The organism is Parapedobacter defluvii (assembly GCF_014642075.1).
Lineage (GTDB): Bacteria > Bacteroidota > Bacteroidia > Sphingobacteriales > Sphingobacteriaceae > Parapedobacter > Parapedobacter defluvii.
Map to the genome: position 1 here is coordinate 124,815 of NZ_BMIK01000010.1, position 23,782 is coordinate 148,596.

The following is a 23,782-nucleotide window of genomic DNA, read 5'->3' on the forward strand; positions in this document are numbered from 1 at the left end:
GTTTCATGTCGGATTTCCTTACTTTTCTCGGCAGGCTGCACCCTATTGTCGTTCACCTTCCAATCGGATTTTTGCTACTGGCTGTTTTGCTGGATCTGGCTGCATGGAGAGCGCGTTTCCACTACTTACGGCAGGCTGTGCCTTTCGTGCTGTTCGTCGGTTTCCTATCGGCCGTAGTCGCTTGCCTGTTTGGTTATCTCCTGTCTTTGACGGGCGATTATGACGAGGTATTGTTAAACCGCCACAAGGTGTCGGGCATTGCACTGGCTGTAGGTGCTGGAATCCTCTTGTATATCCGGATACGGATAAACACCTTTTCTCCCCGGATATTTTCGGGCCTGCTCATTGGGATGACGGCGCTGATCATTTACAGCGGCCACCAGGGTGGCAATCTCACACACGGCAGCGATTACCTGAGCTTACAAACCCTGCATCAGGAAGAACGGGAGAAACCAGTGTCCGCATCTGCTGCTCTGCTGTTTGAAGACGTGGTGCATCCGATACTCAAACAAAAATGTGGGCAATGCCATGGCCCCGGTAAGAAGAAAGGCGAACTTTCGCTCGCGAGCCACGCCGAACTCATGGAAGGCGGCAAGAGCGGTCCGGCAGTTGTACCTGGCAAGCTGGCGGAAAGCGAATTGTTCCGGCGTATAACACTTGACCCGGCACATAAGGAATTCATGCCCACAGATGGCAAAACGCCCCTTACAGCAGATGAAACCAACCTCATCGCCTATTGGATAGCGCAGACGCAAGCGGAAACTGCCAAATCAATGGAGGTGCTCCAGGCAAACGATACCTTGCTCATGCAGGTGGCCAGTGTGCTTGGCTTGGATAAGGGGCCAGCCGGATTGCCCACACTGGGCAACACGAACGAATACGGACACATCCCCGAAACGTTGGATATTGCGCTGGTAGAGGCGTTGCGTAACAAAGGGCTGAATGTCCGCCTCAACTTACAGAAACCCGTTGTGCTGGATGTTACTCTGCCGGACCATTCGGGATTGAAAGCGGAGGACTTCCGCGAAGAACTGCTGCGTGTGGGGAATCACGTCGTCTGGCTAAACCTTTCCGACAACAATTTCAAAGATGAAGACCTTGCATTTCTCAAAGACTTACCAAACCTTGAAAAGCTCCGGTTGGAAAACAACCCCCTGACGGACCGCATTGCTGACTATCTTGAAAACATGCCATACCTGGAAGCACTCAACCTCAATGCCACAGCAGTTACGGCAGCCGGGATCAGCAAGTTGCGAAAAAATCCAAAGCTGGAACGTATTTATAAAGAATTTCTATTTGGAGACTAAGTTTGAAGTGAAAAATCCACTTGCCGAAAAAACAGCGTGGGACCGGTGGCTAACGGAACGTTATTGCCTATACCTTGACAAAAAAGAAGCAATTTATCGTTATGACATCCACCACAAAGAATGGGAAATTAAACGTGTCGAACTAAAAAGGCTGAACTTGAACTATAAAAATTGGCGCATTCGGCTTAACCGACAAATCAGACCTCATGCATTATTCAAACGGGGTGGTAGTGGCATGGAAAAGAACAAGAATATAAACAGCGAAGCATACAGGGCTACCAGATTTACCTACCATTTGTAAGCTACCGCATTGATATTCATCCCTGCGCCGACAGATGCCATGAGAATAACATCGCCTTTTACCAATTCGAAGGATTTTAATTGCCCTTTTACCACCTGATGGAGTAAGGTTGGGATGGTGGCCACCGAACTGTTGCCCATCCAGGCGATGTTCATGGGCATAACGTTTTCCGGAAAAGGATCCATATCGTAAAGCCCATAAAACCGCTTAATGATCGCTTCGTCCATCTTTTCGTTGGCTTGATGGAGAAATACCATTTTCAATGCTGAAATCGGTTCGCCGCTTTGGTCGAAACATTCCTTCATGGCCTGGGGAACATAATCAAGTACATACTCGTATACTTTGCGTCCATTCATCTTGATGAACTGCGGTTTGCTATCAGCTGCGTCATTCCTACCGCCCGAAAAGATAAATCCAAGCTCCGCCGCGGTATCTGACCTCCCCCCCGTGCTTAAAACCCCGCCGCCGTCCTCACCATTCGCTTGCAAAATACAGGCACCCGCGCCATCCGAAAAAATCATGCTATCCCGGTCTGAGGAATCTAACACCCGGGAAAGGGTCTCCGTTCCGATAATGAGGCTTGTACGCACCATACCGGCCCGTATGGCAAGATCGGCCTGAATCATCGCTTGCAGCCATCCCGGGCATCCAAAGAGAATATCATAAGGGATACAACGTGGGTTATGAATGCCAAGTTTATGTTTCACACGCGAGGCGAGAGCAGGCACAGCATCCCGGGATGCTCCGGGATGGTCCATATCTCCATAATTATGTGCGACGATGATCTGATCAATGGATTCGGGGTCGATTCCTGAATTGGTGAGAGCTTCCCTTGCCGCCATCGACCCCATGTCAGAAGCGGTAATACCCGATGGTGCATAGCGCCGTTCTGCAATACCGGTAATGGCTTTGAACTTCTGAATTACGGTTTCCGTTGCATTACGAATAATGGAATGGTCCCGTTCGAAAAAGGTGTTGTTCAGGAAATATTCGTTTGGAATTCTTTCCGTGGGAATGTATGCGCCGGTAGCAATTATTTTGGATCGGATCATAAAATCACTGTGTTTATCCGCTAGTCGCAATGTGGGCGGTTTGCAAAAAAAGCCATCCAGTGGTCTCCACCGGATGGCCAATATAATAGTTGAAAAATGAACCTAAATCAATTTGACATTTACTGCGTTAAGCCCTTTTTGACCCCGAGCGACTTCAAGTAATTAATTAGGTACGAAGGTAGAAATAAATTGTTGAATATCAGCTTTTTTATTGAAGAGATATTTATCTTTCAATTCTTAGCAATTACAGATTAAAAACAGTATCTTACCAAAAATTAAACGTAAGGTCATGGCAAAAGATAAAGGAGCAAAAAAGGACAGCGGCAAGAAAACTGCCGTAAAGAATCTAAAGGAAAAAAGGGCGGATAAGAAGCTGAAACAGGCGGAAAAAAAGAGAAAAGATTAATCCGTCCCTTGTATGACTCAAGCTACGGATCTAAAAATAGCAGTATTGATTGATGCTGACAACGTGTCGAGCTCAACAATCGAAAACATTTTAGATGAAGTAAAGCGATATGGTGTTCCTTCCATCAAGCGGATTTATGCGGACTGGACGAAGTCTCACGTAACCGGATGGAAAGAGCCACTGCTCACACACGCAATCACTCCTATACAGCAGTATAGCTACACCAGTGGTAAGAATTCGTCGGATTCTGCGCTCATCATCGATGCGATGGATATCTTGCATAGCCATCAGGTAGATGGATTTACCATCGTCTCGAGCGACAGTGATTTTACCCGATTGGCTATTCGACTCCGGGAGTCGGGAAAAATGGTTATTGGCGTTGGGGAAAAAAAGACACCAAAACCATTCATCGCGGCCTGTGACAAGTTCATATACATTGAAATACTGGGTAAAGAAACTGCTACCCTCTCCCCCCCCCGGGAAAAGGTATCCTCCCGAATAGCAAATGCCACTACGGACCCTACCCAAAGACAGGCCGTTCGTGATACGAAAACGTATGAATCCATTGACCCTGAAACGATTGACCTGTTGCGGGCAACCGTTAACGACGTGGCTGATGAGGGAGGATGGGCGCCACTGTCTGCAATAGGCGGGCTGATCAACAAGCGGAAACCTGATTTTGACCCTAGGATCTATGGATTTCTGAAACTTACACCGTTATTCAAATCGTTGGATAAATATTTTGAGGTAGAAGAGAAATCCACCGAAAAAACAAAAATCAAACACGTCTATATCAAGATCAGAGAGCCGTTGAAGGCAGCCCGGAAAAAGTCTACGAGATAATGATCCTCGTCCGAACTGCACTGTTCAAATGATACGGGTGATGCGAATCGGGATGAGCGTGAAAAACTGATTGAACGGAAGAAGAAAATAAGCAAACGAAAAAGGAAGCGGAATTATTTTGGTATTCTTGCGTATAAAAGCTGCTAAGATGATTTGGAGAACACCGATAAATCTGGACGAACTAAATAACGCTCCTGAATACATGGGTACGTTTTTAGGAATCAAATTTACCGAATGGGACGAAAACTCCTTAACGGCAACGATGCCCGTAAATCGCAAAACCCATCAACCGCAAGGTATTTTACACGGAGGTGCGTCTGTGGTACTGGCCGAGACCATTGGAAGTTATGCAAGCGCGCTGATTATTGATCGCGAAAAATATGCTGCTGTTGGATTGGAGGTAAATGCCAATCATTTAAGACCCGTAAGTGACGGTGAAATTAAGGGTATCTGTGAACCCATACACATCGGAAGGAGAACACATGTTTGGAACATCAAGATTGTAAACAAAGACGATAAATTAGTTTGTATCAGTAGGCTTACTGTTGCAATCATTGACCACCCATGAGTTCGGGTTTTTAGTTTAATCAGGATGGAACGCATTGCTCCCAATCATATCCACTATGCCGTATACGAGCCTGATGGTATTGCCGTAAAGGCGGCCATCGTGCTGCTGCACGGCATGCAGGAACATAGCGGAAGGTATGAACCCTTCGCAGATTATTTAAAGCAGCGGGGATATGCTGTGCTTACCTACGACCATAGGGGGCATGGACACACGGCAAAATCGAAAGAACAATTGGGATTTTTCCGCAGGGATCAACCCGGTGACCTCCTGGTTGATGAAGCGGAACAGATGGCCTACTTCTTCTCGCAACGCATTTCTGATGCACCCCTGATCTTGATGGGGCATTCCATGGGGTCGTTTGTTGCCCGTGTACTGCTGAAGAAAGCTACACACCTGTTTGACGGTGTAATCCTGGTAGGGACGGGCGGACCGAATCCGTTGGCGGCCCTCTTTCGCCCGGTACTGTACCTGGCGAACCGCATCGCACCAGAAAAACGCAGCAGGTGGCTCAATGCGCTCTTTTCGAAAATAAACAACCGGAAATTCAAGCACGAAGACCCTAATGACGGCACGAATTGGCTGAGCGTCGGGCTAGCAAATAGAAAAGCATTCCTGGAGGATGAACTATGCGGTGTGGCTTTCAGCAACAATGCATTCTTCGGACTCATCTCACTCAATGTCAGGGCAACCCGATCAAACTGGGCAGAAAACATCCCCCGAGGGATGCCCTTTCTGTTTGTCAGTGGTGTAGATGATCCCATCGGCGATTTCGGGAAAGGTGTGGAAAAGACTGTAGCGGGATTGCGGGCCCGTGGGTTTAAGCGGGTTGACCTAACGCTCTATTCCGGCATGCGCCACGAAGTACTTAACGAGGACGAACGGCAGCGGGTCTTTGCTGACATATCCGAGTGGCTGAAGAAAGCCATCGCTGAAAATGGAAGTTAGAAATCATCGTTCCCATACGGAAGAATACAGGAATACCTGGAGCATCTGCTACACCGTAGGCAGGAAATAGCTGCAAATTCAACATAAATGAGCGGCCATCTAAAAGATTATCCTATATTGGGCCTGTAAACCTATATTAGGCATATAAAAATGGTGCGTATTTTATTTTCAATCAGCTTTTTCCTGTTTTGTCAACTGCTTTTCGCTCAAAATTATGGTTCGGTAACCGGCGTGGTGCTGGATGCGGATAGGCAACCGCTGATCAAGGCCACCGTATCAATTGTTGCAGTTACAGATTCAACCGTGCTAAGCTATTCGTTAACGGATGATGCAGGAAAATTTAAGCTGATCAGAATACCGGCACAACGAGATTTATTGTTATATATCACGCATATAAACAGTTCCCCTTTCCATCGTGAAATACGGTTAAAGGCGAAGGAAGAACTTGTTCTGGACACGATTCAGATGTCGGGAAACAACCTCGATGAAGTGGTTGTGACACAAGTTGCCCCCATCCGGCTCAATGGCGACACCTTGGAGTATAAAGCGGATTATTTCAAAACACGTCCAAATGCAAATGTGGAGGAATTATTACAGTTGCTGCCGGGTCTGCAGGTAAATGTGGATGGTACGATTTACTATCAGGGCAAACAAGTTTCGGCCGTACGCGTCAATAACAAAGATTTCTTCGCGCAGGACCTCACATTGGCTACCCGAAACCTAGATGCATCATTAGTGGATATCATACAGGTGATTAAAGATAAGGGCGACTCAAAGCGGGAAATTCTGGATGACTCAGAACTTCCCATTGTCATTAATCTAAAAACCAAAAAGGAGTTCGTAAAAGCGGATTTTGGAAAATTCTACGGCAGTGGCGGCACACGTGACCGCTATGAAGGGGGAGCGTTAGTCAACACCTTCCGAGATACCCTGCAAATCAGTTTTATCGGGTACGCTAATAACCTCAGCCGGCAAGGGTTTGACTACAGTGAGCTTTCACAGTACGGCGGCATGAATCGCGCTGAGAATAATTCTTACAGCTATATGTCATACGGTGGCTTACAGAACAAGATATCATTGGCTCTTAATGCGAACTACGACATTGAAAAAAAGCTAAAGACCAATCTGATGTACACCTTTGAACAGCAAACGGATTATGTCAATAATAAAGGTATCAGTTCAAATTTTTATGAGTCAATTACCGAAATAGCCAGTAATAGTGACAATTCAACTTACAAAAATGATGCGCATCGAATCCGGGCGTTTATACGGTATACCCCGGACACCACGGCCCGAATTTCATTGGAATCGAATGTAGAGCTCGGTCAGAATAACAATCAGTATCACGGGAATTCCAATACTTTGCGGGATGACGAAACACAGGTCCGGGAAGGGGAAAACCATAACAATTCGGAGAGATCGAACAACCGTTACCGGTATAATTTCTATGCCGAGAAGAAATTCCCCCGTTCAAAAATGCTTTTGTCGCTCACCCACTCCCTGGAAAATCGGGTTTCGCAGAATGACAACGAGCAGAACTCGTTTAACCGTTATTATTTATTTAGCGACAGCACCGTTAATCAGGGTGTGCTGACATGGGGAAACACGAATGAAATGCGTATTGGGAATACGGTGAATTTACAAATCCCGATTCGAGAAGAGATAAACTGGGATTGGTATACCCGTTATAATTGGGAGCTTAAACGGAATCTGGAATCCATTGATAGTAAAATAAATGCAGACGAGTATACAAGCCGGGATGATGTAGCCAATAACAAACAGGGGCGGTTTGGCTTTCTTTACCTGGGCACCAAAGCAAATGCTTCCTTATTTAAAAAGAAACTAAAAATTTCCCTCGGCGTCGAGTGGCTGGATTTACGGCGCGACTATCATTACTACGGAAAAACGGCTGACTTGAATGATAACTTGAATTATTGGCTGCCCAATGTATCGCTGAACTACCGGGGAATGACCTTGTCCTACGCCAAGTATGTTCGGCTGCCTTCATTCTACCAGTTGATAGCGGTAAATTCGAACCTATACCCCACTTCCCTAACGATTGCAAGCCCTTACTTCAATAACCAAATGGAGGATAACTTTAGCTTACGCTATTACAACTGGTTCAACAGCATTAAATTAAATGTGAATGCTTCGATTGGTTACGTTGTAAACGATTACAGCATCGGTTCGAAAAGATCTTACAATGTAAACAGTTCCGAATCGGTTTATGAACGATACCAGGCGCCAGGCACCGATAATCTATTTGCAAATATACATTTGATGAAACGCTTCACACAATCCAAATCCTGGAATGTTAGCTTAACGGTATCGGGTTTCGGTTCGTCTAACGTGTCATTCAACACGGTAAACGGTGAGGAAAACAAGGCGCGAAGCTTTTATGGCAATCTGACGAATACGCTGAATGTAACCTATAAAAATAAAGTGACGGTAATACCCACCTATGGCATTCAGATGAACACGGTAAATAACGCAAGACAGACCGTCAATTTCAGGGATATTACAAACGTTTCGCATAGCATCGGCGCTGTATTCCGATTGGATGATATAAAAAGCTTCCGGTTGGAAACAGCATATACCGTTAAAAACCAACCGCAAAGTCTACGTAATGACCGCACCAATCTCCACATCGTGAATGCTTCACTCTACTACCCCATCATGCAGCGGAAAGGAGAGTTAAAGTTTACGGCATTTGATATCCTCAACCAAAACCAAAATATATGGATGGGTGGCTACGGTAATACCAATTACTATCAGGAACAGTTGACCTTACGTCAGTATTTTATGTTGGGTGTGGTATACAAGTTTCTTGCTACACCAACCAAATAAGTATCATACACACAAGCTAATTTCAAAAACACGACCACCCGATTCAAATCACTGGTTTCTTTTTTAGCGCTAATACCGTTGCTTTGCAGGAGTTTATAAAGTTATGAAACGCATTGCCCTTATCTGCTATTTCTTTTCGTTAACCGCCTCTGTGTGCGGCCAGCGGTTAACGATGCAATTGGACAGCGTACATCCGCTACTCGCAGCGGACCGACACGGGGATACGATACGCCAATACCTTCGGTACACCTATTATAGTTTTCCGGCGCCTCGGTTTTACCGGGAAAGTGCCAACCATAGGACAGACTTGAAAGAGCCCTATCTGCAAATGGGCGCATTTTATTCGAAGTCACTGACAATCACCCCCCCTTATGCTCACCAAAAAATACCGGAATTAAGGAATTATGAAGCCGATTCGTCCAACTATTATGTGAGTGCTGTAGGTAGTTATCCGGGCAAATATGCAATCCCGATTTTCGATTCGACGGGTATTATCATTACGGTGAACGGAATCAGTAGCCGCAATGCGGATCAATATGAGTTCCGCGTACTTGAAGATCAAACCCGCGAGGTGCTCCCCTGGACGAAACCCCATCTATTTACGAAAGCATACATGTTAACCCAAATCGAAGTCCCCGGCCAGGAGGATGAAGAGATGACCTATTTGGGACACTTTAAACAGGCGTTCGGTAAAAGCCTCACATTTGAAGTGAGGCGGGTTGATCTTTCCAACGTAGTTCAAGTCAGGATGTCGGCATTATGGGTACAGCGTACACCTGCTGTACTGGGCACCTTTACATTTGCCGAACTCGCTGATTTTTTGAAAATTTTTAAAAAACAATGGGCACCCGATGAATTATCGGTACGGATGGTCGACTGGGCCAGCGATTCCGTTTTACTCCGACCCCGACACGTGTTTGAACCGAACGAAAGTAGCCTGATTTTCTACCTCGATGATATTGTCGACAGGAAAGAAGTCATTGAATACAATGTGGTTAACGGTAACGACAGCACGGGATGGCAGGCCAATGACTTCGACCTGAACTTCATCTGGATCAAAGACCTGCAACCGGATGATTATATTCTCAAGATCCGCTACAGCGTACAACGCCATAATGTTTGTACCTATCCCTTCAGCATTGCGGCCGCATGGTACCAGACTGCCTGGTTTAAATTAACGATGGTTTTAGCCGTACTGTCAGCCTCGGGTGTGCTCGCCTTGCTTTGGAAATCAGCTAGGCAACGCACGCTGCTTGCCACACAGCAGGTACAACGGCAATTGGCGCAGACGGAATTAAAGTCCATCCGTTCACAGTTTAACCCCCACTTCGTGTTCAATGCCTTGAGCTCCATCCAAGGGCTGGTGACCAAGGGCGATAATAAAACGGCCAATCAGTATTTGAGTACCTTTAGCACACTGATGCGGGAGTCACTGCTGCGGAGCAAAGACGAATTTACCAGCCTGGCCACGGAAATAAAGCTCATGGATAACTATCTTAAGCTGGAACAGCTGCGTTTCGGATTCACCTACGATATCGAAGTGGAGCCCGGTATTGATACCCACGCATTGGAAGTTCCGGGATTGCTGTTGCAGCCCTTGGTTGAAAATGCCATCAAACATGGCGCAGCACCTTTATACAAACAAGGTGCCTTGAAGATACGGGTGTACATAAAAAACGACGACCTGCTCTTTAATATCCAAGACAATGGCAACGGCTTTGAAGAACAGAATGAGACCGCCGGATTTGGATTGAGATTGACCCATGAACGGATCCGCCTGCTTAATTCAATGCTTGAACGGCAACGGATGGAATTGGCTATTGGCCGTAACGACGGATTGACCGAGGTTTGCATTCAATTTAAAAACTGGTTATTATGATACGTACCATACTGATAGACGACGAACAACGTAACATCGAAAACCTCCAGGGCTTGCTTCAGGAATATTGCCCCGCCGTGCAGGTAATAGCCACCGCGATGGACGTAGATGAGGCTGTCGGGAAAATCCGCGATCTCCAACCGGATTTACTGCTGTTGGACATCCATATGCCCGGGAAGAACGGTTTTGAGGTGCTAAAGGCGTTGCCCGACCAATCTGTTGAAGTCATTTTCGTAACGGCTTTTGACCAATATGCGATACAGGCGATCAAATTCTCTGCCATCGATTACCTGCTGAAACCGGTAGACATCGACGATTTGAAAACAGCCATCGCTAAGGTGGAGACGAAAATCGGAAACCGTTCCAATCCACAAGTGGCAAACCTACTGGAAATGCTGAAACATCAGGGAACGAAGGAAGAGCACCGCCTCGCCCTATCTAGCCTGAAAGAGACGCGGTTTGTACGGCCTGCTGATATCATCCGCTGCGAATCGTCCAATGCATATACCAGCTTCTTCCTGGTAACAGGTGAATCGGTCGTTGTGTCGCGACCTATTTTCGAGTATTCCGAACTATTGGCAGATTACGGATTCATCCGTTGCCATCAATCGCATTTGATTAACCGGAAATATATAAAAAGCTTGCTCAAAGAAGACAGCGGTTATCTGCTATTGGAAGACGATTCCAAAATACCGATTTCGAGGAATAAAAAAGAAACCGTACTAAATAAACTGTTAACACATTTTAAGTAGCGAGATGATAAAGTCAATATTAAAGCTAATTTATAGGGCGTGTTTTCTTTCGTTGGCCCTCTTTACACCCCTAATCGGATCTTCACAAGATAAAATTACAACGCGAAAAATGCAGCGGGATTCACTTATCCAGCATTTCGGCAAGCCGGGTTATTTCGTGTTACGCGGGAAGGTACAACATTTCGATGAGGATTTCTTTGAGTTGGGGATGACTACCTACCTCGACGTTGTTACGAAAGCAGTGCCGATAAAGCCCGATGGTACATTCAGTGAACAGTTTGAAGTCAGTAATACACAGGACATTTATCTGTATCTACCCGGAAGCCGGACCATCATCCTATCCGTTTGCGAAAACGATACACTAACCTTGAATTGGGACCAACATGCACTGCTCGAATCCCTGAGCATACACAGTGAAGATCCGGTGAGAAACACGCAGCTCCAGGTACAGCGGGAAATTTACCAGAAACACCGTGTTGCCCTGATCGAGCTGCGGAATGAACTCCACGAGAATAAAGACACTTACACGCCTGCCGAAAAATACGAACGGATAAATGGAAGGTACAACGCCGTGCTGGAAACCGTACTTGACCATGCAGACAGTGGTAAAGCCGATCTTGACCGGATATTGCTGGCGCAGTATTACAACTTTACCAACCTCTTGATTGACCAACAACTCTACCCTACCTTTCGCTTGCGGGCCGTGTTGGATACCGTACCCGACTATGCGGTCTTCAAACTGGATGACCCTTTTCCTTGGTACGATGAAAGCCATTTCATCCATATTCCCGACTTCCGTGATTTTTATATGGCGACCACAAGCAAGGCAAATCCATATATGGGAACCAAAACGATAAATGGAGGAAGCGAACAGGTAAATTTCCCGATAACGTGGTATCATCGGGTGCGCGCTTCCCAGGGTTCGGACATTATGCAGGACTGGCTAATGGCGCAGGAATTAACCCGATATCTCAGACAGACTCCCTTTGATTATATAAAAGATGCATATACTCTATTTATTGAGGAGTGTAAAACCCCATTTTTCAAATCAGAAACGGAACAGCTTTATGCCCGTATGCAAAATATCTATCCAGGCAGAGAAGCTCCTCCTTTTACGTTAAAAAATGAAGCGGGCCAAGCGGTCTCTTTAGCCGATTTCAAGGGAAAAGTAGTATACATTGATTTCTGGGGGGTATATTGTGCGCCCTGCATGTACGATATCCAGCACTATGTACCAAAGGTACACGAGTACTACAAAGATAAAGACGTGGTATTTGTCAACATCTGCGTAGACGTAGGCGAAGCGCAGTGGAAAGCCGCTCTCAAACAACAGGAATTACACGGTGTGAACTTGATTGCCGAGGGCTGGAGCAGGCATCCCGTCTGCCAAGCATATAACGTTCATGCCATTCCACAATATATCTTGATTAACCGAGACGGTACCATTGCCAATAACAATCCCCAACGTCCGGGTCAATTGACGGCAAGATTGGGCAACAATCAAATCGACGAAGCATTAGCTAAATAAGTATTACCAGCCGGCCACAGGTCTCACAGGCCGAATCGTAGGTAGTAAATTGCGTGCAGGAATCCTATATTCGCAACGGAAAGAATGGTACTCGATATCCTGTATAAAGACGAACACTTGATCGCGGTTAACAAACCCGCTGGACTGTTGGTGCACCGTTCGTCAATCGCGAACGATGCGTCACAGTTTGCACTTCAGCTGTTGCGGGACCAGATCGGACAACTGGTTTACCCGGCCCATCGGTTGGACCGAAAAACCAGTGGTATACTTTTGTTTTCACTTGATAAAGCCAGCGACAGCAAGATGCAGCAACTATTCGCCTCCCGGCAGACGCACAAGACCTATCTGGCGATATTGCGGGGCTACACGCCGCAAAAAGGCCAGATAGACTACCCGTTAAAAAAGGAAAACGGCAGCATGCAGGATGCATTGACCCGCTTTTCTACCGTGGCAACCGCAGAAATATCACTTCCCTTCGGCAAGCACCAGACGTCACGCTACTCACTCGTTGAAGCCCGGCCGGAGACCGGCAGGATGCATCAGCTGCGACGGCATTTCGCACATATCCTACACCCCATTATCGGGGACCGGCCCCACGGCTGCAATAAACAGAACAGACTCTGGAAGCAAACGTTTCACATGGACACCCTGTTATTGCATGCAAGCAAACTGCATTTCAGACACCCCATCACCGGACTGGATTTGACTATTAAAGCCCCACTCCAATCGGAGTTCAAGCGGGCGCTATCGATTTTGAATTTGTACCCGGAGCAACTGTAAAAACGGTGTATACACATTTCCCCAATGTCATCAACCGTTGTGTTTGATTTCTTCCAAATGTGCTATTTCCGCCAGTTCAAAGGGGGTTTCCTGGTAAACGAAATAATTTAACCAGTTGTTGAACAGCAGATTCGCATGGCTTGTCCAACGGACAACGGGTGGATTTTCCGGATTATCTGCTGCGTAATAATGCTTCGGCACATCGATTGGAGCACCTTTTTCCAGGTCCCTTACGTATTCTTCATGGAGTGTCCGGGGCGCATATTCAGAATGTCCGGTCAAATAAAATTCACGGCCTCCGCGCGATGCAAGGATAGCTGCCCCCGCTTCGTCTGATTCCGACAGAATCGCAACCTCTTCCGAATTGATGTCTTCAAGGGTGGTATGACGGCTATGCGGAATGTAAAACTCATCGTCGAAACCACGGAACAATGGATGCCTTTTATCAACTGCGGTATGCTTGAACACTCCGAACAGCTTCTTGTCCAACGGAATTTTTTTGACCCCGTAAAAATGGTACAGTGCTGCTTGGGAGGCCCAACAGATATACAGTGTCGACGTGACGTGTTTTCTCGCCCAATCGAAAATCATCCGGATTTCATCCCAGTAGGATACTTCTTCGAATTCAAGCATCTCCACGGGCGCGCCGGTAATGATCATTCCGTCGTAATAATTTTCCGAGACCTCCCTGAAACCTTTGTAGAATAATTCCAGGTGCTCCAAGGGCGTATTTTTAGGCGTATGGGTATCCAAACGGAGAAATTCAACCTCAACCTGCAGCGGGTTATTGGATAGCAACCGGATAAAATCCGTCTCCGTTGAAATCTTCAGCGGCATCAGATTCAGGATAATGACACGCATCGGACGGATGTCCTGTGTATTCGCCCGCAGGTCATTCATCACAAATATATTCTCATTTTTGAGTTGCGCGATCGCTGGAAGATTGTCTGGTATTTTTACTGGCATGCTATTCTCTCGTCCCCCTTTAATTTGTGAACAAAAATAAGGAGAATTTTGGGGTTTACAGAACTTTGAGCCTTTACAGGTTATTTTTTTCGCGGACAGCGATTGCCTGTCCGATCGCATTTACCTCCTCGTCCAACCCAAAAAGCGGGATTCCTGACTCAGGATCGAGTTTGAGCCATTGGCTTTCGGTGTCTTTTTGTATCTGCAGGTATTCTTTTCCTTCCTTATAGATGGTATATACACCTTCTTCTTCGGGAAAAACGGAATAGGTGTACTCGAAGATTTCGATATCAAAGGGCTCTATCATGCGATCATTTTTAGATCGTAAAGATCGTAAAATTTTATGAAACAATTTCGACACTGCTCCGCCCGCTGTGCAGCTTGCTCACTTTGATCTGCACCGGTATCCGCTCGGTCATTTCCTGCACGTGCGAAATCACCCCTACCTTGCGTCCCTGGTTATGCAGGCGCTCCAGCGCATCCATTGCGATGTTGAGTGTGTTCGGATCCAGCGAGCCGAATCCCTCGTCAATAAACAAAGACTCGACGTTCATGCGGCTGGCCGATAACGAGGCTAGTCCCAATGCCAAAGCCAGGGAGACCAGGAAGGATTCGCCACCCGAAAGGGAATATACGGTACGCACTTCATCGCCCATGTCCTGATCCAATACCTGTAGGCCCAGCGTATGCGGTATCCGCTCCAACCGATAGCGTTTGGATAGTACTTCCAAATGCACATTGGCGTAACCAAGCAACACATCCAGCGTGTATTCCTGTGCTACCTGCCGAAATTTCTTACCATCGGCCGAGCCGATAATTTCATTCAGCTTGGACCAATTTTCCACCACCGCAGCCTGTGCCTGTATAGTGGCCAGCAAATCGCCCAGACGTTGCTTATTGGCTTCGTCCTGCTTTAACCGGAATCCGATTTCGTTGTGTTCCCGAAGGGATTCGGACCGGCTGGCCTGCTGTTGTTCCAATTTCAGCCTCAGATCACCTACGGTTTGGTCAGACGGCCGCTTTATTTCGTGTTGGGTAAGTTGCCGCTGGCGCTCCTCCCATACAGACATGGCTTGGGTAACGGCACGTTCAATGGCAGAAAGCGCTTCTCGCTCGCCGGCAATCCACTCCGCGGGATGCGAAAGTAATGCCCTCAGTGCAGTCCGGTCCAGTGCGACGTGCTGCCTGCCCCGGTAATCCGCTAACCATTGTTCTATGTTTACGGTCAGCTCACGCGCACGCTTATCCAACCGGGCAATCTCACGCTCGGCTTCGCTGATAATCGCATCCATTTGGGTTTTTTCCGTTTGAAGATGTGTTTGGAGTTGCCTTTGGGTATTTAACCGATCCTGTGCATGGACCACGTGCTGCTTCAACCGGGATTCTACCGCTTCAATTGCTTCTCCGTTAAAAATGGATCGGCGGGTTTCACTGAGCACGTGATAAGCGGCCTGTTTATCGGCGAGATCCTGCGCTGCCTGGGTGACATCCGCGGTTAAGGCTTGTTCTTCCGTTACTATACCGGCGATCGTAGCCCGCAATATATCAAGCGTGTTACGGTCGCGTTCCAATGCTTCGATTGTTTGCTTCCATTCGTCTGCAAAGGAGCGGATGCTTTCCACAAAAATGTCGGGCCGGTCTTTCCAATTGGCAATCCACAGGTCGTCGGGGAAATTGGACTGCAACGAAGTCAGCGTATCTTCGAGGCTGACGGTACCGTCGGCTTGCTCAGATCGGGCATGAGCAAGACGTTCGTTGAGTACCTGGATAGCCAGCTCCACATCTTTCACTGCGTTGGCGGTATCCATATGTGCGGTTTGCAGGTTTTGCCACGTTTGCCGGAGAACTTCCCGCTCGGATTGCAACAGTTGATGGTGTTCAAGTTGCTCAGCAACAGCTTCCCGCCGGGCTTTGGTTTGAGTGAGTTGCCCCACGAGCCAGTCGTCCCGCTCTTCCTCCGCAATATCCGTACAGGTTGCGCTGATGGCGAAATTCTTCCATGCGTTGGTCAGTGACAGAAGTTCGGCCTCGCCTGTTTGCCGGTCGGCTTCCAGCGTAGCGATGGTTTGCCGCAACGAATCGACCGACTGCGTCAGTTGGCTGTGACGGGTCAGCTGTTCACCATACGCTGCTTCAAGGGTTTCATGGGCTTTCCTTAACTCATCCAGCACATGGTTAAGCTGTGGATTTTCATGGACATAAGGATGCATTTCGCTGCCGCATACCGGACAGGGTTGTCCTGCTACCAATTCTGCCCGAAGCGCTTCCACATTTTCAGATGCGGCCAGGGTGGCCTTTTCCAGCATCGCAGCTGAGGCTCTGCGCTGTTCGGTGACAGCCTGTAGAGCCATAGCCGCTGCTGTAAGCTGTACTTCCTGATCAGCCAATTCCCTGCGGGCATTTGCTATTTTTTCCGTTAAGGTATGTGCAGCCTGCAGGGCTTTTCCCACTTGCCGCCATACCTGAAGCGCACCGTGGATATCCTCTGACCGGACGCTTAGCCCTTTGCTCTCCTCCTGCAATTGCTCGGCAGGGATCATCGAGAGCTCCTTTTGCAGGGCATCAAGCTGGGTTGTGGTTTCGCTTACTTCTTTGGTAAGGTTTTCAGCACGTTGGGCCAGTTGCATATAGTCAACGTTCTTCGCTTTGATTTCGGCTTCGTACCGGGCTACATGCTCCGAGGCCTTTTCGACCGCCTCCAATTGCTTCCGGGCATCGCCAAGCTTAGCTATGATGAGTGTACAGTTTTCGGCTACCGACCGGCGGTTGCTGCGTTTTTCCTTCCATTCCTGCCGCTTGTCGATTTGTTGGGTTAGCGCTTCGGCTTCGTGCTGCTCTTGTGACAGGCGCTGACGGCTGTGCTCCCATTTCGCTTTGCGGGCATCCAATTGCTGCTGAGCGTCGGCAACTTCAGCCTCTTTGGCCTGTAATTGCGCATCCAGCTTTTTAGCAGTATCCAGCAGGGGCTTGGCTTCTTCCTGGGTGGTAACCTGTGCCTCCAGGTATTGAGTTGCTTCGACCACGGATGCTTCAGCTTCTGCAACTTGTTGGGTCAATAACTGTTGCTGCGACCGGGCTTCTTCGCATGCTTCCCGCCTGCGGATGAGTTGCCCGTCGGTTTCATGCAGCGCATCCACCCACGTGCGGGTGGGTTGAACCTGCTCTACCTGTTTCAGGTAGTTTCCGCGCTGCGCAGATTGCTCCTTTTCGGCAAGGCGTTCCCGGAGGGCATGTGCCGCCTCCCGTACCTGCGCCTGGTAACTGTTCAGATCTTCGTGCCATTTGATTTCAATCGCGGTCGCGTTGATGTACGCTTCCAGTTGTCCGAGTGTTTTTGCTAACGCGGCTTCCTGACCTTTGAGCGCGTTTAATTCGTCATCGGTGAGCGTAACGATACCTTCCTGACTGCGCTGCAGCAATATAAGCCGCTGGTCTTCCTCCCGGTAGCGCTCAAATACCTTCTTTGATAACTCCGAATAAATATACGTACCGGTCAGCTTTTCCAGCAACGACGCTTTCTGGTCTTTGTCTGCTTTGAGAAAGGCCGTGAAATCGCCCTGTGCCAGGAGTACCGAGCGGATAAACTGCTCGTAATTGAGGCCAACCAACCGGATAATTTCAGCCAACAGCTCGGTTTTCCGCCCACCGATGTCGTTGCCCGAGGTGAGGTTTCTTAGCGTGGTGTTTGCCTGCTGGAGGACACCTTCTGCCCTGTTCCGCGCACGGCGCACGCTCCAGTTGACTCGGTAGCGCTGACCGTCGATGCCGACGAAATCCACCTCGGCATAGCCATCCGCCGTACCATCCCGTAAAATGGCACGCACATCGCTTTGGTGGATGGTGCTGCCCTGCACATCTGCGATCTCGACACCCATTTCGCGGGCCTGTGCATACCTCGGGGTCTTTGCATACAATGCGAGGCACAGGGCATCCAAAATGGTAGACTTGCCTGCTCCGGTAGGGCCGGTAATGGCGAAGATACCCGCTGAACATAAGGGTTCGTGCGTGAAGTCGATTTCCGTAGTACCCTCCAGCGAAGCGAGGTTTTTAAAACGGATGGCCAATATCTTCATGCCTCACCCCTTTCCTTTTCATAGACTTGCTGGGCAACTTCGTTGAACAGTGCCATCAGTTCCACGGGCACTTCATTGGCATACCGCGATTCGTATACCCGCTTGAAGACGTCTACCGGCCTGAGTGTTTGAAGCGGATCGGGCGATTGCATCAGCCCACTTGTTGCCGGATCTTTTTGTGCCGGATACCGCGTATCGATGCGGGCAAGGCGGACATATTTATCGGCTATGGCCTGTTCGATCTTATGGCGCAGCCCCGGCTCGGGCGCATCGAGCAAGACGGACACCTGCAAGTACGGAGCTGTCGCGCGGTCCTTCCCTGCCGCTACCGGTAACCGCTGCAGGGCAAGCAATACTTCTCCCATACGGCTGTGAACAGCCGGTACTTTAAGCAACGGCACGGTAACGGGCACTTCGATGGCCCGGGGTTCGGTAATCTGCCCTTCTTCAACGGTGAATAGGATAACCTGGTGCTTATAGTTGATCTCCGAAAACGACATGGGCAACGGGCTGCCAGCGTACCGGATATGCTCCCTGCCACCGACCCGCTGTGCTTTGTGGATATGGCCCAACGCTACATAAGCCAAGTCATCCGGGAAGGCGGAAGCGGCGATACACTCCACGCCTCCCATAATGAGCCGCTCAGTTTTATCCATATCAGATGTCTCCGCGCCTTTGGCATGCAGGTGCCCCATGGCAAGGAGTGCCTGCCCGGGTTGATATTTGCTTTTAGCCGTTTGATATAGATTCCGATAGAATGCTGCCACACCTTCTGCATACGGATTATCGCAATCGGCGAGGGCAGGATAGTCGCCCATGCGCAGGAATGGGACAGCCAGGCACCATGCTTTTACGCTTCCATCCTTAATAAGCGGGATGATGAGCTTATCGTAATCGATGTTTCCCTCTCCGTCTTTTTCAACCACCCCGACCATATGGATGTTAGCCGATTCGAGCAATGGTTTCGGCGACTCCAGCCGCGATGCGGAGTCGTGGTTGCCTGCCGTGACTACAATTTGGATATCCGGACGGGCATTGCTGGCCCGGTTGAGAAACGTGTAGAATTGCCGGACGGACGCAGCGGATGGATTGGACAGATCAAATACATCCCCGCTGACGAACAATACGTCTACCTCCTCCCGCTGCAACGTCTGCACTAACCAATCCAGAAATTGCTGGTGCTCGTAGACGCGGTCGTACTCGTGAAAAAGCTGACCCAAATGCCAGTCGGCGGTGTGAAGGATGTTCATAAACGGGAACAAATTTACGAAACGAACCTGCTATTCGTCTATTAAATCGGCCTTTTAGTCTAACGTGCTACTTGTTGGTCGATTCATAGCTACCATTTGTCTAAAATCATCCAACCCTGCTGCAACGTTTTTTCCACTTCGTCGTCTTATTTACAAAAAACAATAGTAACAAGAATTTATAATCATAAACAAGATCATCATGAAAACGTTCGTATTAAGCACCCTGATTAGTGTAGCAGCCCTTGGAAATAGTTTTGCCGGAACTCCTACTGACCCCTCGACCGGCAAAAGTGACGTTGCAACCTTGAAAGAAGCGGTTGCCTTCCACGAGTACAACATGGGCGTACTTTATAACCAGTATGACCTCGCGGAAGCACGGATTAGAACCAGCCTTGGCAATCATGCCGACCTGGATCGTGAACATAAATTTTTCGTAGGTGTGTACCAGCAGGACATCGATAAGGGCATCCGCGTGGAACCAAGTAAAAAGGCTATCGACGAAATCAATGCCCGCTATGCCAAGTTGCATGCTGAACGCGATGCCTATGAGGCAAAGAAAATCGCAAAACTGCAAAAGCAATTGGAGGTAGCCCTCAAAAAAGAAGAGAAAGAATTTAACAAAGCAAAAAAGGCGTTGGCTCAAACCGCTGGCACAACACGCTAATACAACACGCTAATACAACACCTCCCATCGAGGTCTAAAATAGTTAACACCGAATAGAAGGCCTTCCCCGTAATGGAGGAAGGCTTTGTGTTTGGATCGGCTACACAGATTGTGGCCACAGCAACTCCCTATGGTTAACTGGTATACGCTTTGTATATGCTTCAATCAAAATTGTAGATAGTTTGTCGATCAAAGATGCTGTCCATTCCGGAAATTCATTCCCAACTTTGGGATATGCCAATTCATTGCAGAAATGAAAAGCAACAACAAATTATTGGTTACTAATTGAGCAGAAAATAATTCCGTATGTCAGAGCCGAACTCACTCTACGTGAAGATTGAAATTAAAAAAGAAAGACTCCAAGAATTCCTGGATGGCAAACCGAAGGAGGTAGTGCTCGATGATGACTGGACGGCTTGGTGGGATCTCCATGACATGGTTTCGAAGCCTCCGCTAACAGACATCCAGCCCTATCGGCTGGATACAAACCGCACACTGATCGATGAATTTCTGAAGGATACCCGCATGGGAGCCGCCCAACACTACGACGACGCTCCCGGCACGTGGTACCTGATTATTCTTATGTTCAGTGAAAACTACCTCGAAATCCTGCCGATGCTAGCTTGGCTGAAAGATCTCGCACAGTATCAGGAGAAACACCAGCGCGGTACGGCGTTGATTTACGATTTCCTATGGGGAGACGGTTCGGTAATGGCGCAACTGGATTTCTCGGCACAGCAGGCAAACCTGACGAATGCAACCCGCATGTCGGACATTGACGCGGAGGTCCTGAATGAAGCGAACTCAGCGTTGGACACCATGTTGAACGACTTGCAAAAACGCTATAACCACTAAGTGCCCTATTTCGCTATGATCATCATTTCAATAAACCATGAATATGAACCGTATTTTAACGGTTCCTACCCGATCGACGATGACTCGACAGGTAGAAAGAAACAAGTATATCTGGTATTATACCGTGACATTATACGCACGGGATTCAATGAAACCGTCGTCAAAAAGCCGGTTGCCAAGTTTTTCGGGGAGGACGAAGCAGAGATCCCACCACGGAAGTGGACACCGGAAATGAAGGCGCTGGTCCAGCAACAAATCCAGGAAAATCCCGTTCAACGTTACCGCAAAATCACGACTTTGGGCAAGCTGGTCTTTTCCGTAGCGGGACTGCTCGTGATGGTGGGTATTGCGGCCTTCGTTTACGCCGTTTTCGTGTCGGCACCAAAACAAGAAGGTAACCGGGCTGCATTCACACAATTGCCTGAGGTGGGCGACCGCTATTACGGGAGCCTATTCGGGCGGGATTATATGGCCGGAGGTAAATTGCGAGCGGGTTGGGCAATCGTTGAATCGGTGAATCCACAGGATAGCACGATAACGCTGCGTCTTTCGGAAGATATCGGGGATTTTACATTTGAAACCATGCGTGCAGATCACAGCAATTTCGAGGGCCCCACCTTCCACACAAAATTCAGCAGCGGCGGCAGGAAGAACAGGTTCAAAGGCGTTGACACCGATTTCGAATTTGAATCGGCTACCTATCAGGATAATTTTGACGCATATAAAATCCCCGCAAACCATGAATAACCCTGATCTCCTCCAAAATACACCGAATACCCGCGAACGCATACCCGTGGCCAAGGGGGCAAAAGCACTGGCCCGGTTTTTTGAGGCCCAACAATGGACTGTCTACTTTCTGGGTATGCTGACTTTCCTGTTTGGTGCATTGCTGTATTTCTCGGTATCCGGCATGCTTAAAGACAACTCCCCAACTGTGGGGTCGGGATCAAATCCGGAAGTAGTACTGCTGGGAATATCGATTACCGGCTTTGTACTGGTGGCGGGGTTATTGTATCTGCTATACAAACGAGCGGCCAACCTCCCTGCCAAAGAGCAAATGCAATACTACCGGTTGGGAAATGTTATGCCCTTGACCCCCGCACAGGCGAAGGCATTGCGGTTGCATATCGTAGAGATGTACCACGGTGGCTTCTGGCTCAAGACGTTGGAATACTACCCGTGTGACATCCGCGTCAATGATCCGAAATTCAAACCCACTTCTTTCTATGTCGCCGACAGGAGTAATTATAGGCAAGGCTTAAATGAAGACTGGGGCGCTGTAAGCAAAGCCCAATACGACAACGTGGTTGAGGAACTCTTTGGCGGTATGCATTCCAAGCCATTCGCACTGGATATGGACCATTTCCTGAACTATAAATCGTACGTACGTGGAGCCACATACGAGGATTTAAAAAACATCGAAAGCCAAAAGGCGAATTTCATCAACCGCCTGGCAGGATTGATCGATAAACCTGCGGCCTACGTAAATGCCTGTTTTGAAGGGCGGCCGGGCAGACCCAAATCCCTCATTTGGGGGTTTGACTTATGGCGCGTAATTCCGATGTCGCGCGAGGCGTTCATGGCCGGCTATATTTCGGAAGCAGATGCCTGGGCCAATATCTTAAAGGCATCAGACCTCATTTATTACCTGTTTGATAGCTTTGAATCGTTCTACGACAATCTCCGGCTGGGCAATGCATATTGGTCAAATGACCTAAAAGTCACTTCAAAGCGACATGAGATGTGGAAACGATACGATAGGGAGTGCGATTGGCCACAACGGAATTTACCTTGGGCAGCGGAAGAGACACCCGGGATTTCCGAGGAAATGCGTACGGGATTTGCGCAGTACATTAGCCAACGGAATAAGTCGCATAATGAAGTCGGATTCCGATTCAGCGATCAATGCGAAGACGAAGGGGAATGAATGGACAACGGGAACGTGTTTATTCACGAACTCCGTACATCAGAATTCTTTTGAACGGATAAACTGCGGGAAACGAGGCAAAATAGGTTTGTATCCTTTGTATAAACGCCGTCTTTACTAATTCTTGCGCCGCCTCATCCAGTCGCTCCATATAAGGAATAAGTGCAGAACCGGAAATAAATTCATACAGTTCTGTTTCGCTCTTTGCAATGATCGGGTAGACTTTTAACGAAACATCCAGGTCTTGTAGTCCGCTATCAAACAGCAGCTTTACGTAATCATCTATTGTCAACACGGGCGAAATCTGGATAAACCCGCCCAGCAAATCAGCGAACGGTTTTTCGGATACCAGTTCAAGCAGCAATTGGTTCAGCACATTTTCCCTCTGAAAGGGCATCTGCACCGCAAATTGTCCACCCGGATGTAATTTAGCAATCAGTTTCGGAAACAACTCCCGATGGTTATCTGACCACTGGAGTGCTGCATTGCTAAAAATCAGATCCCATGTTGATGTGGATTGGGCAAATTCCTCAATGGTAGCCCGTTCAAAATGCAGGTTATCTTTCTCAAACCGACGGGATTCCGTGAGCATTTCTTCCGAACAATCAATGCCCAGAAAATTTGCGTTTTTAAATTTGTCCGCTAGGAATGACGTCGGTTCACCGGTTCCGCAGCCAACATCCACACCGTTTTTCAGATTTTCCGCTGAAATGAAATTTAGCAGATCGAAGAACGGTTGGTAACGGATTTGCTTAAACCGATTATATCGTTGTGGATCCCAGGGCATGTATGTGTCTTTTTACAATAGTACGTAAATTCTGTCTTATTTGCCCCTCTAT

The 23,782-nt window shown here is 48.1% G+C and carries 20 protein-coding genes; 14 read left to right on the forward strand and 6 right to left on the reverse strand.

The window, feature by feature from the left end; translation table 11 throughout:
* Positions 1–5 precede the first annotated feature (5 nt).
* Both IEX60_RS14900 and IEX60_RS14905 read left to right on the forward strand, forming a co-directional pair.
* Positions 6–1,307, forward strand: coding sequence for a c-type cytochrome domain-containing protein (locus IEX60_RS14900; protein WP_188751995.1), 1,302 nt, complete (start codon positions 6–8; stop codon positions 1,305–1,307).
* Entirely contained in the window at positions 1,297–1,608 is a 312-nt protein-coding gene (locus IEX60_RS14905) for a DUF2071 domain-containing protein (protein WP_188751997.1), read from the forward strand. The genes IEX60_RS14900 and IEX60_RS14905 overlap by 11 nt, the downstream gene beginning before the upstream one ends.
* Here the strand turns inward: IEX60_RS14905 and IEX60_RS14910 are convergent.
* Positions 1,596–2,660 (reverse strand): 3-oxoacyl-ACP synthase III family protein, encoded by a 1,065-nt coding sequence (locus IEX60_RS14910; RefSeq protein ID WP_188751999.1) that lies wholly within the window; start codon positions 2,658–2,660, stop codon positions 1,596–1,598. The two genes, IEX60_RS14905 and IEX60_RS14910, sit on opposite strands and share 13 nt — an antisense overlap.
* A gap of 418 nt (positions 2,661–3,078) precedes the next feature.
* On the opposite strand from IEX60_RS14910, the gene IEX60_RS14915 reads away from it, so the two are divergent.
* The 8 genes from IEX60_RS14915 to IEX60_RS14950 all read left to right on the forward strand — a co-directional run bounded on the left by IEX60_RS14915 (position 3,079) and on the right by IEX60_RS14950 (position 13,208).
* Complete coding sequence (locus IEX60_RS14915; protein ID WP_188752000.1) at positions 3,079–3,909, forward strand: NYN domain-containing protein; 831 nt, start codon at positions 3,079–3,081, stop codon at positions 3,907–3,909.
* Between the two features lie 148 nt (positions 3,910–4,057).
* Entirely contained in the window at positions 4,058–4,477 is a 420-nt protein-coding gene (locus tag IEX60_RS14920; RefSeq protein ID WP_188752003.1) for a hotdog fold thioesterase, read from the forward strand.
* A 24-nt stretch (positions 4,478–4,501) separates the two neighbouring features.
* On the forward strand, positions 4,502–5,422 hold the full coding sequence (locus tag IEX60_RS14925) for an alpha/beta fold hydrolase (RefSeq protein WP_188752005.1): 921 nt from the start codon (positions 4,502–4,504) through the stop codon (positions 5,420–5,422).
* 150 nt (positions 5,423–5,572) lie between these two features.
* A complete protein-coding gene (locus tag IEX60_RS14930) occupies positions 5,573–8,269 on the forward strand; it encodes a peptidase associated domain and porin domain-containing protein (protein WP_188752007.1) in 2,697 nt (898 codons plus the stop codon).
* 103 nt (positions 8,270–8,372) lie between these two features.
* Positions 8,373–10,148 (forward strand): sensor histidine kinase, encoded by a 1,776-nt coding sequence (locus tag IEX60_RS14935; RefSeq protein WP_188752009.1) that lies wholly within the window; start codon positions 8,373–8,375, stop codon positions 10,146–10,148.
* Positions 10,145–10,900, forward strand: coding sequence for a LytR/AlgR family response regulator transcription factor (locus tag IEX60_RS14940; protein WP_188752012.1), 756 nt, complete (start codon positions 10,145–10,147; stop codon positions 10,898–10,900). The genes IEX60_RS14935 and IEX60_RS14940 overlap by 4 nt, the downstream gene beginning before the upstream one ends.
* Positions 10,901–11,009: 109 nt before the next feature.
* Positions 11,010–12,428: a TlpA family protein disulfide reductase gene (locus tag IEX60_RS14945; RefSeq protein WP_188752014.1), complete on the forward strand. Its 1,419-nt coding sequence runs from the start codon at positions 11,010–11,012 to the stop codon at positions 12,426–12,428.
* Positions 12,429–12,512: 84 nt separating this feature from the next.
* Complete coding sequence (locus IEX60_RS14950; RefSeq protein WP_188752016.1) at positions 12,513–13,208, forward strand: pseudouridine synthase; 696 nt, start codon at positions 12,513–12,515, stop codon at positions 13,206–13,208.
* Between the two features lie 30 nt (positions 13,209–13,238).
* On the opposite strand, the gene IEX60_RS14955 is transcribed toward IEX60_RS14950, so the two are convergent.
* The 4 genes from IEX60_RS14955 to IEX60_RS14970 form a co-directional block, all read right to left on the reverse strand.
* Positions 13,239–14,174 carry a homoserine O-succinyltransferase gene (locus IEX60_RS14955; protein WP_188752018.1) on the reverse strand — a complete coding sequence of 312 codons (936 nt, stop codon included), beginning with the start codon at positions 14,172–14,174 and terminating at the stop codon, positions 13,239–13,241.
* A 73-nt stretch (positions 14,175–14,247) separates the two neighbouring features.
* Positions 14,248–14,481: a hypothetical protein gene (locus IEX60_RS14960; RefSeq protein WP_188752020.1), complete on the reverse strand. Its 234-nt coding sequence runs from the start codon at positions 14,479–14,481 to the stop codon at positions 14,248–14,250.
* A gap of 34 nt (positions 14,482–14,515) precedes the next feature.
* Complete coding sequence (locus IEX60_RS14965; RefSeq protein WP_188752022.1) at positions 14,516–18,247, reverse strand: AAA family ATPase; 3,732 nt, start codon at positions 18,245–18,247, stop codon at positions 14,516–14,518.
* The gene (locus tag IEX60_RS14970) at positions 18,244–19,497 is read right to left on the reverse strand and encodes an exonuclease SbcCD subunit D (protein ID WP_188752025.1); all 1,254 of its coding nucleotides are present in this window, start codon (positions 19,495–19,497) and stop codon (positions 18,244–18,246) included. The genes IEX60_RS14965 and IEX60_RS14970 overlap by 4 nt, the downstream gene beginning before the upstream one ends.
* A gap of 199 nt (positions 19,498–19,696) precedes the next feature.
* On the opposite strand from IEX60_RS14970, the gene IEX60_RS14975 reads away from it, so the two are divergent.
* The 4 genes from IEX60_RS14975 to IEX60_RS14990 all read left to right on the forward strand — a co-directional run bounded on the left by IEX60_RS14975 (position 19,697) and on the right by IEX60_RS14990 (position 22,943).
* Positions 19,697–20,161 (forward strand): hypothetical protein, encoded by a 465-nt coding sequence (locus IEX60_RS14975; protein ID WP_188752026.1) that lies wholly within the window; start codon positions 19,697–19,699, stop codon positions 20,159–20,161.
* 306 nt (positions 20,162–20,467) lie between these two features.
* Complete coding sequence (locus tag IEX60_RS14980; RefSeq protein ID WP_188752028.1) at positions 20,468–21,016, forward strand: hypothetical protein; 549 nt, start codon at positions 20,468–20,470, stop codon at positions 21,014–21,016.
* Between the two features lie 15 nt (positions 21,017–21,031).
* Entirely contained in the window at positions 21,032–21,763 is a 732-nt protein-coding gene (locus tag IEX60_RS14985) for a hypothetical protein (RefSeq protein WP_188752030.1), read from the forward strand.
* On the forward strand, positions 21,756–22,943 hold the full coding sequence (locus IEX60_RS14990; protein WP_188752032.1) for a DUF1266 domain-containing protein: 1,188 nt from the start codon (positions 21,756–21,758) through the stop codon (positions 22,941–22,943). Before IEX60_RS14985 ends, IEX60_RS14990 begins: the two co-directional genes overlap by 8 nt.
* A gap of 19 nt (positions 22,944–22,962) precedes the next feature.
* Here IEX60_RS14990 and IEX60_RS14995 read toward each other — a convergent pair whose 3' ends face one another.
* Positions 22,963–23,730: a methyltransferase domain-containing protein gene (locus IEX60_RS14995; RefSeq protein WP_188752034.1), complete on the reverse strand. Its 768-nt coding sequence runs from the start codon at positions 23,728–23,730 to the stop codon at positions 22,963–22,965.
* Positions 23,731–23,782 lie beyond the last annotated feature (52 nt).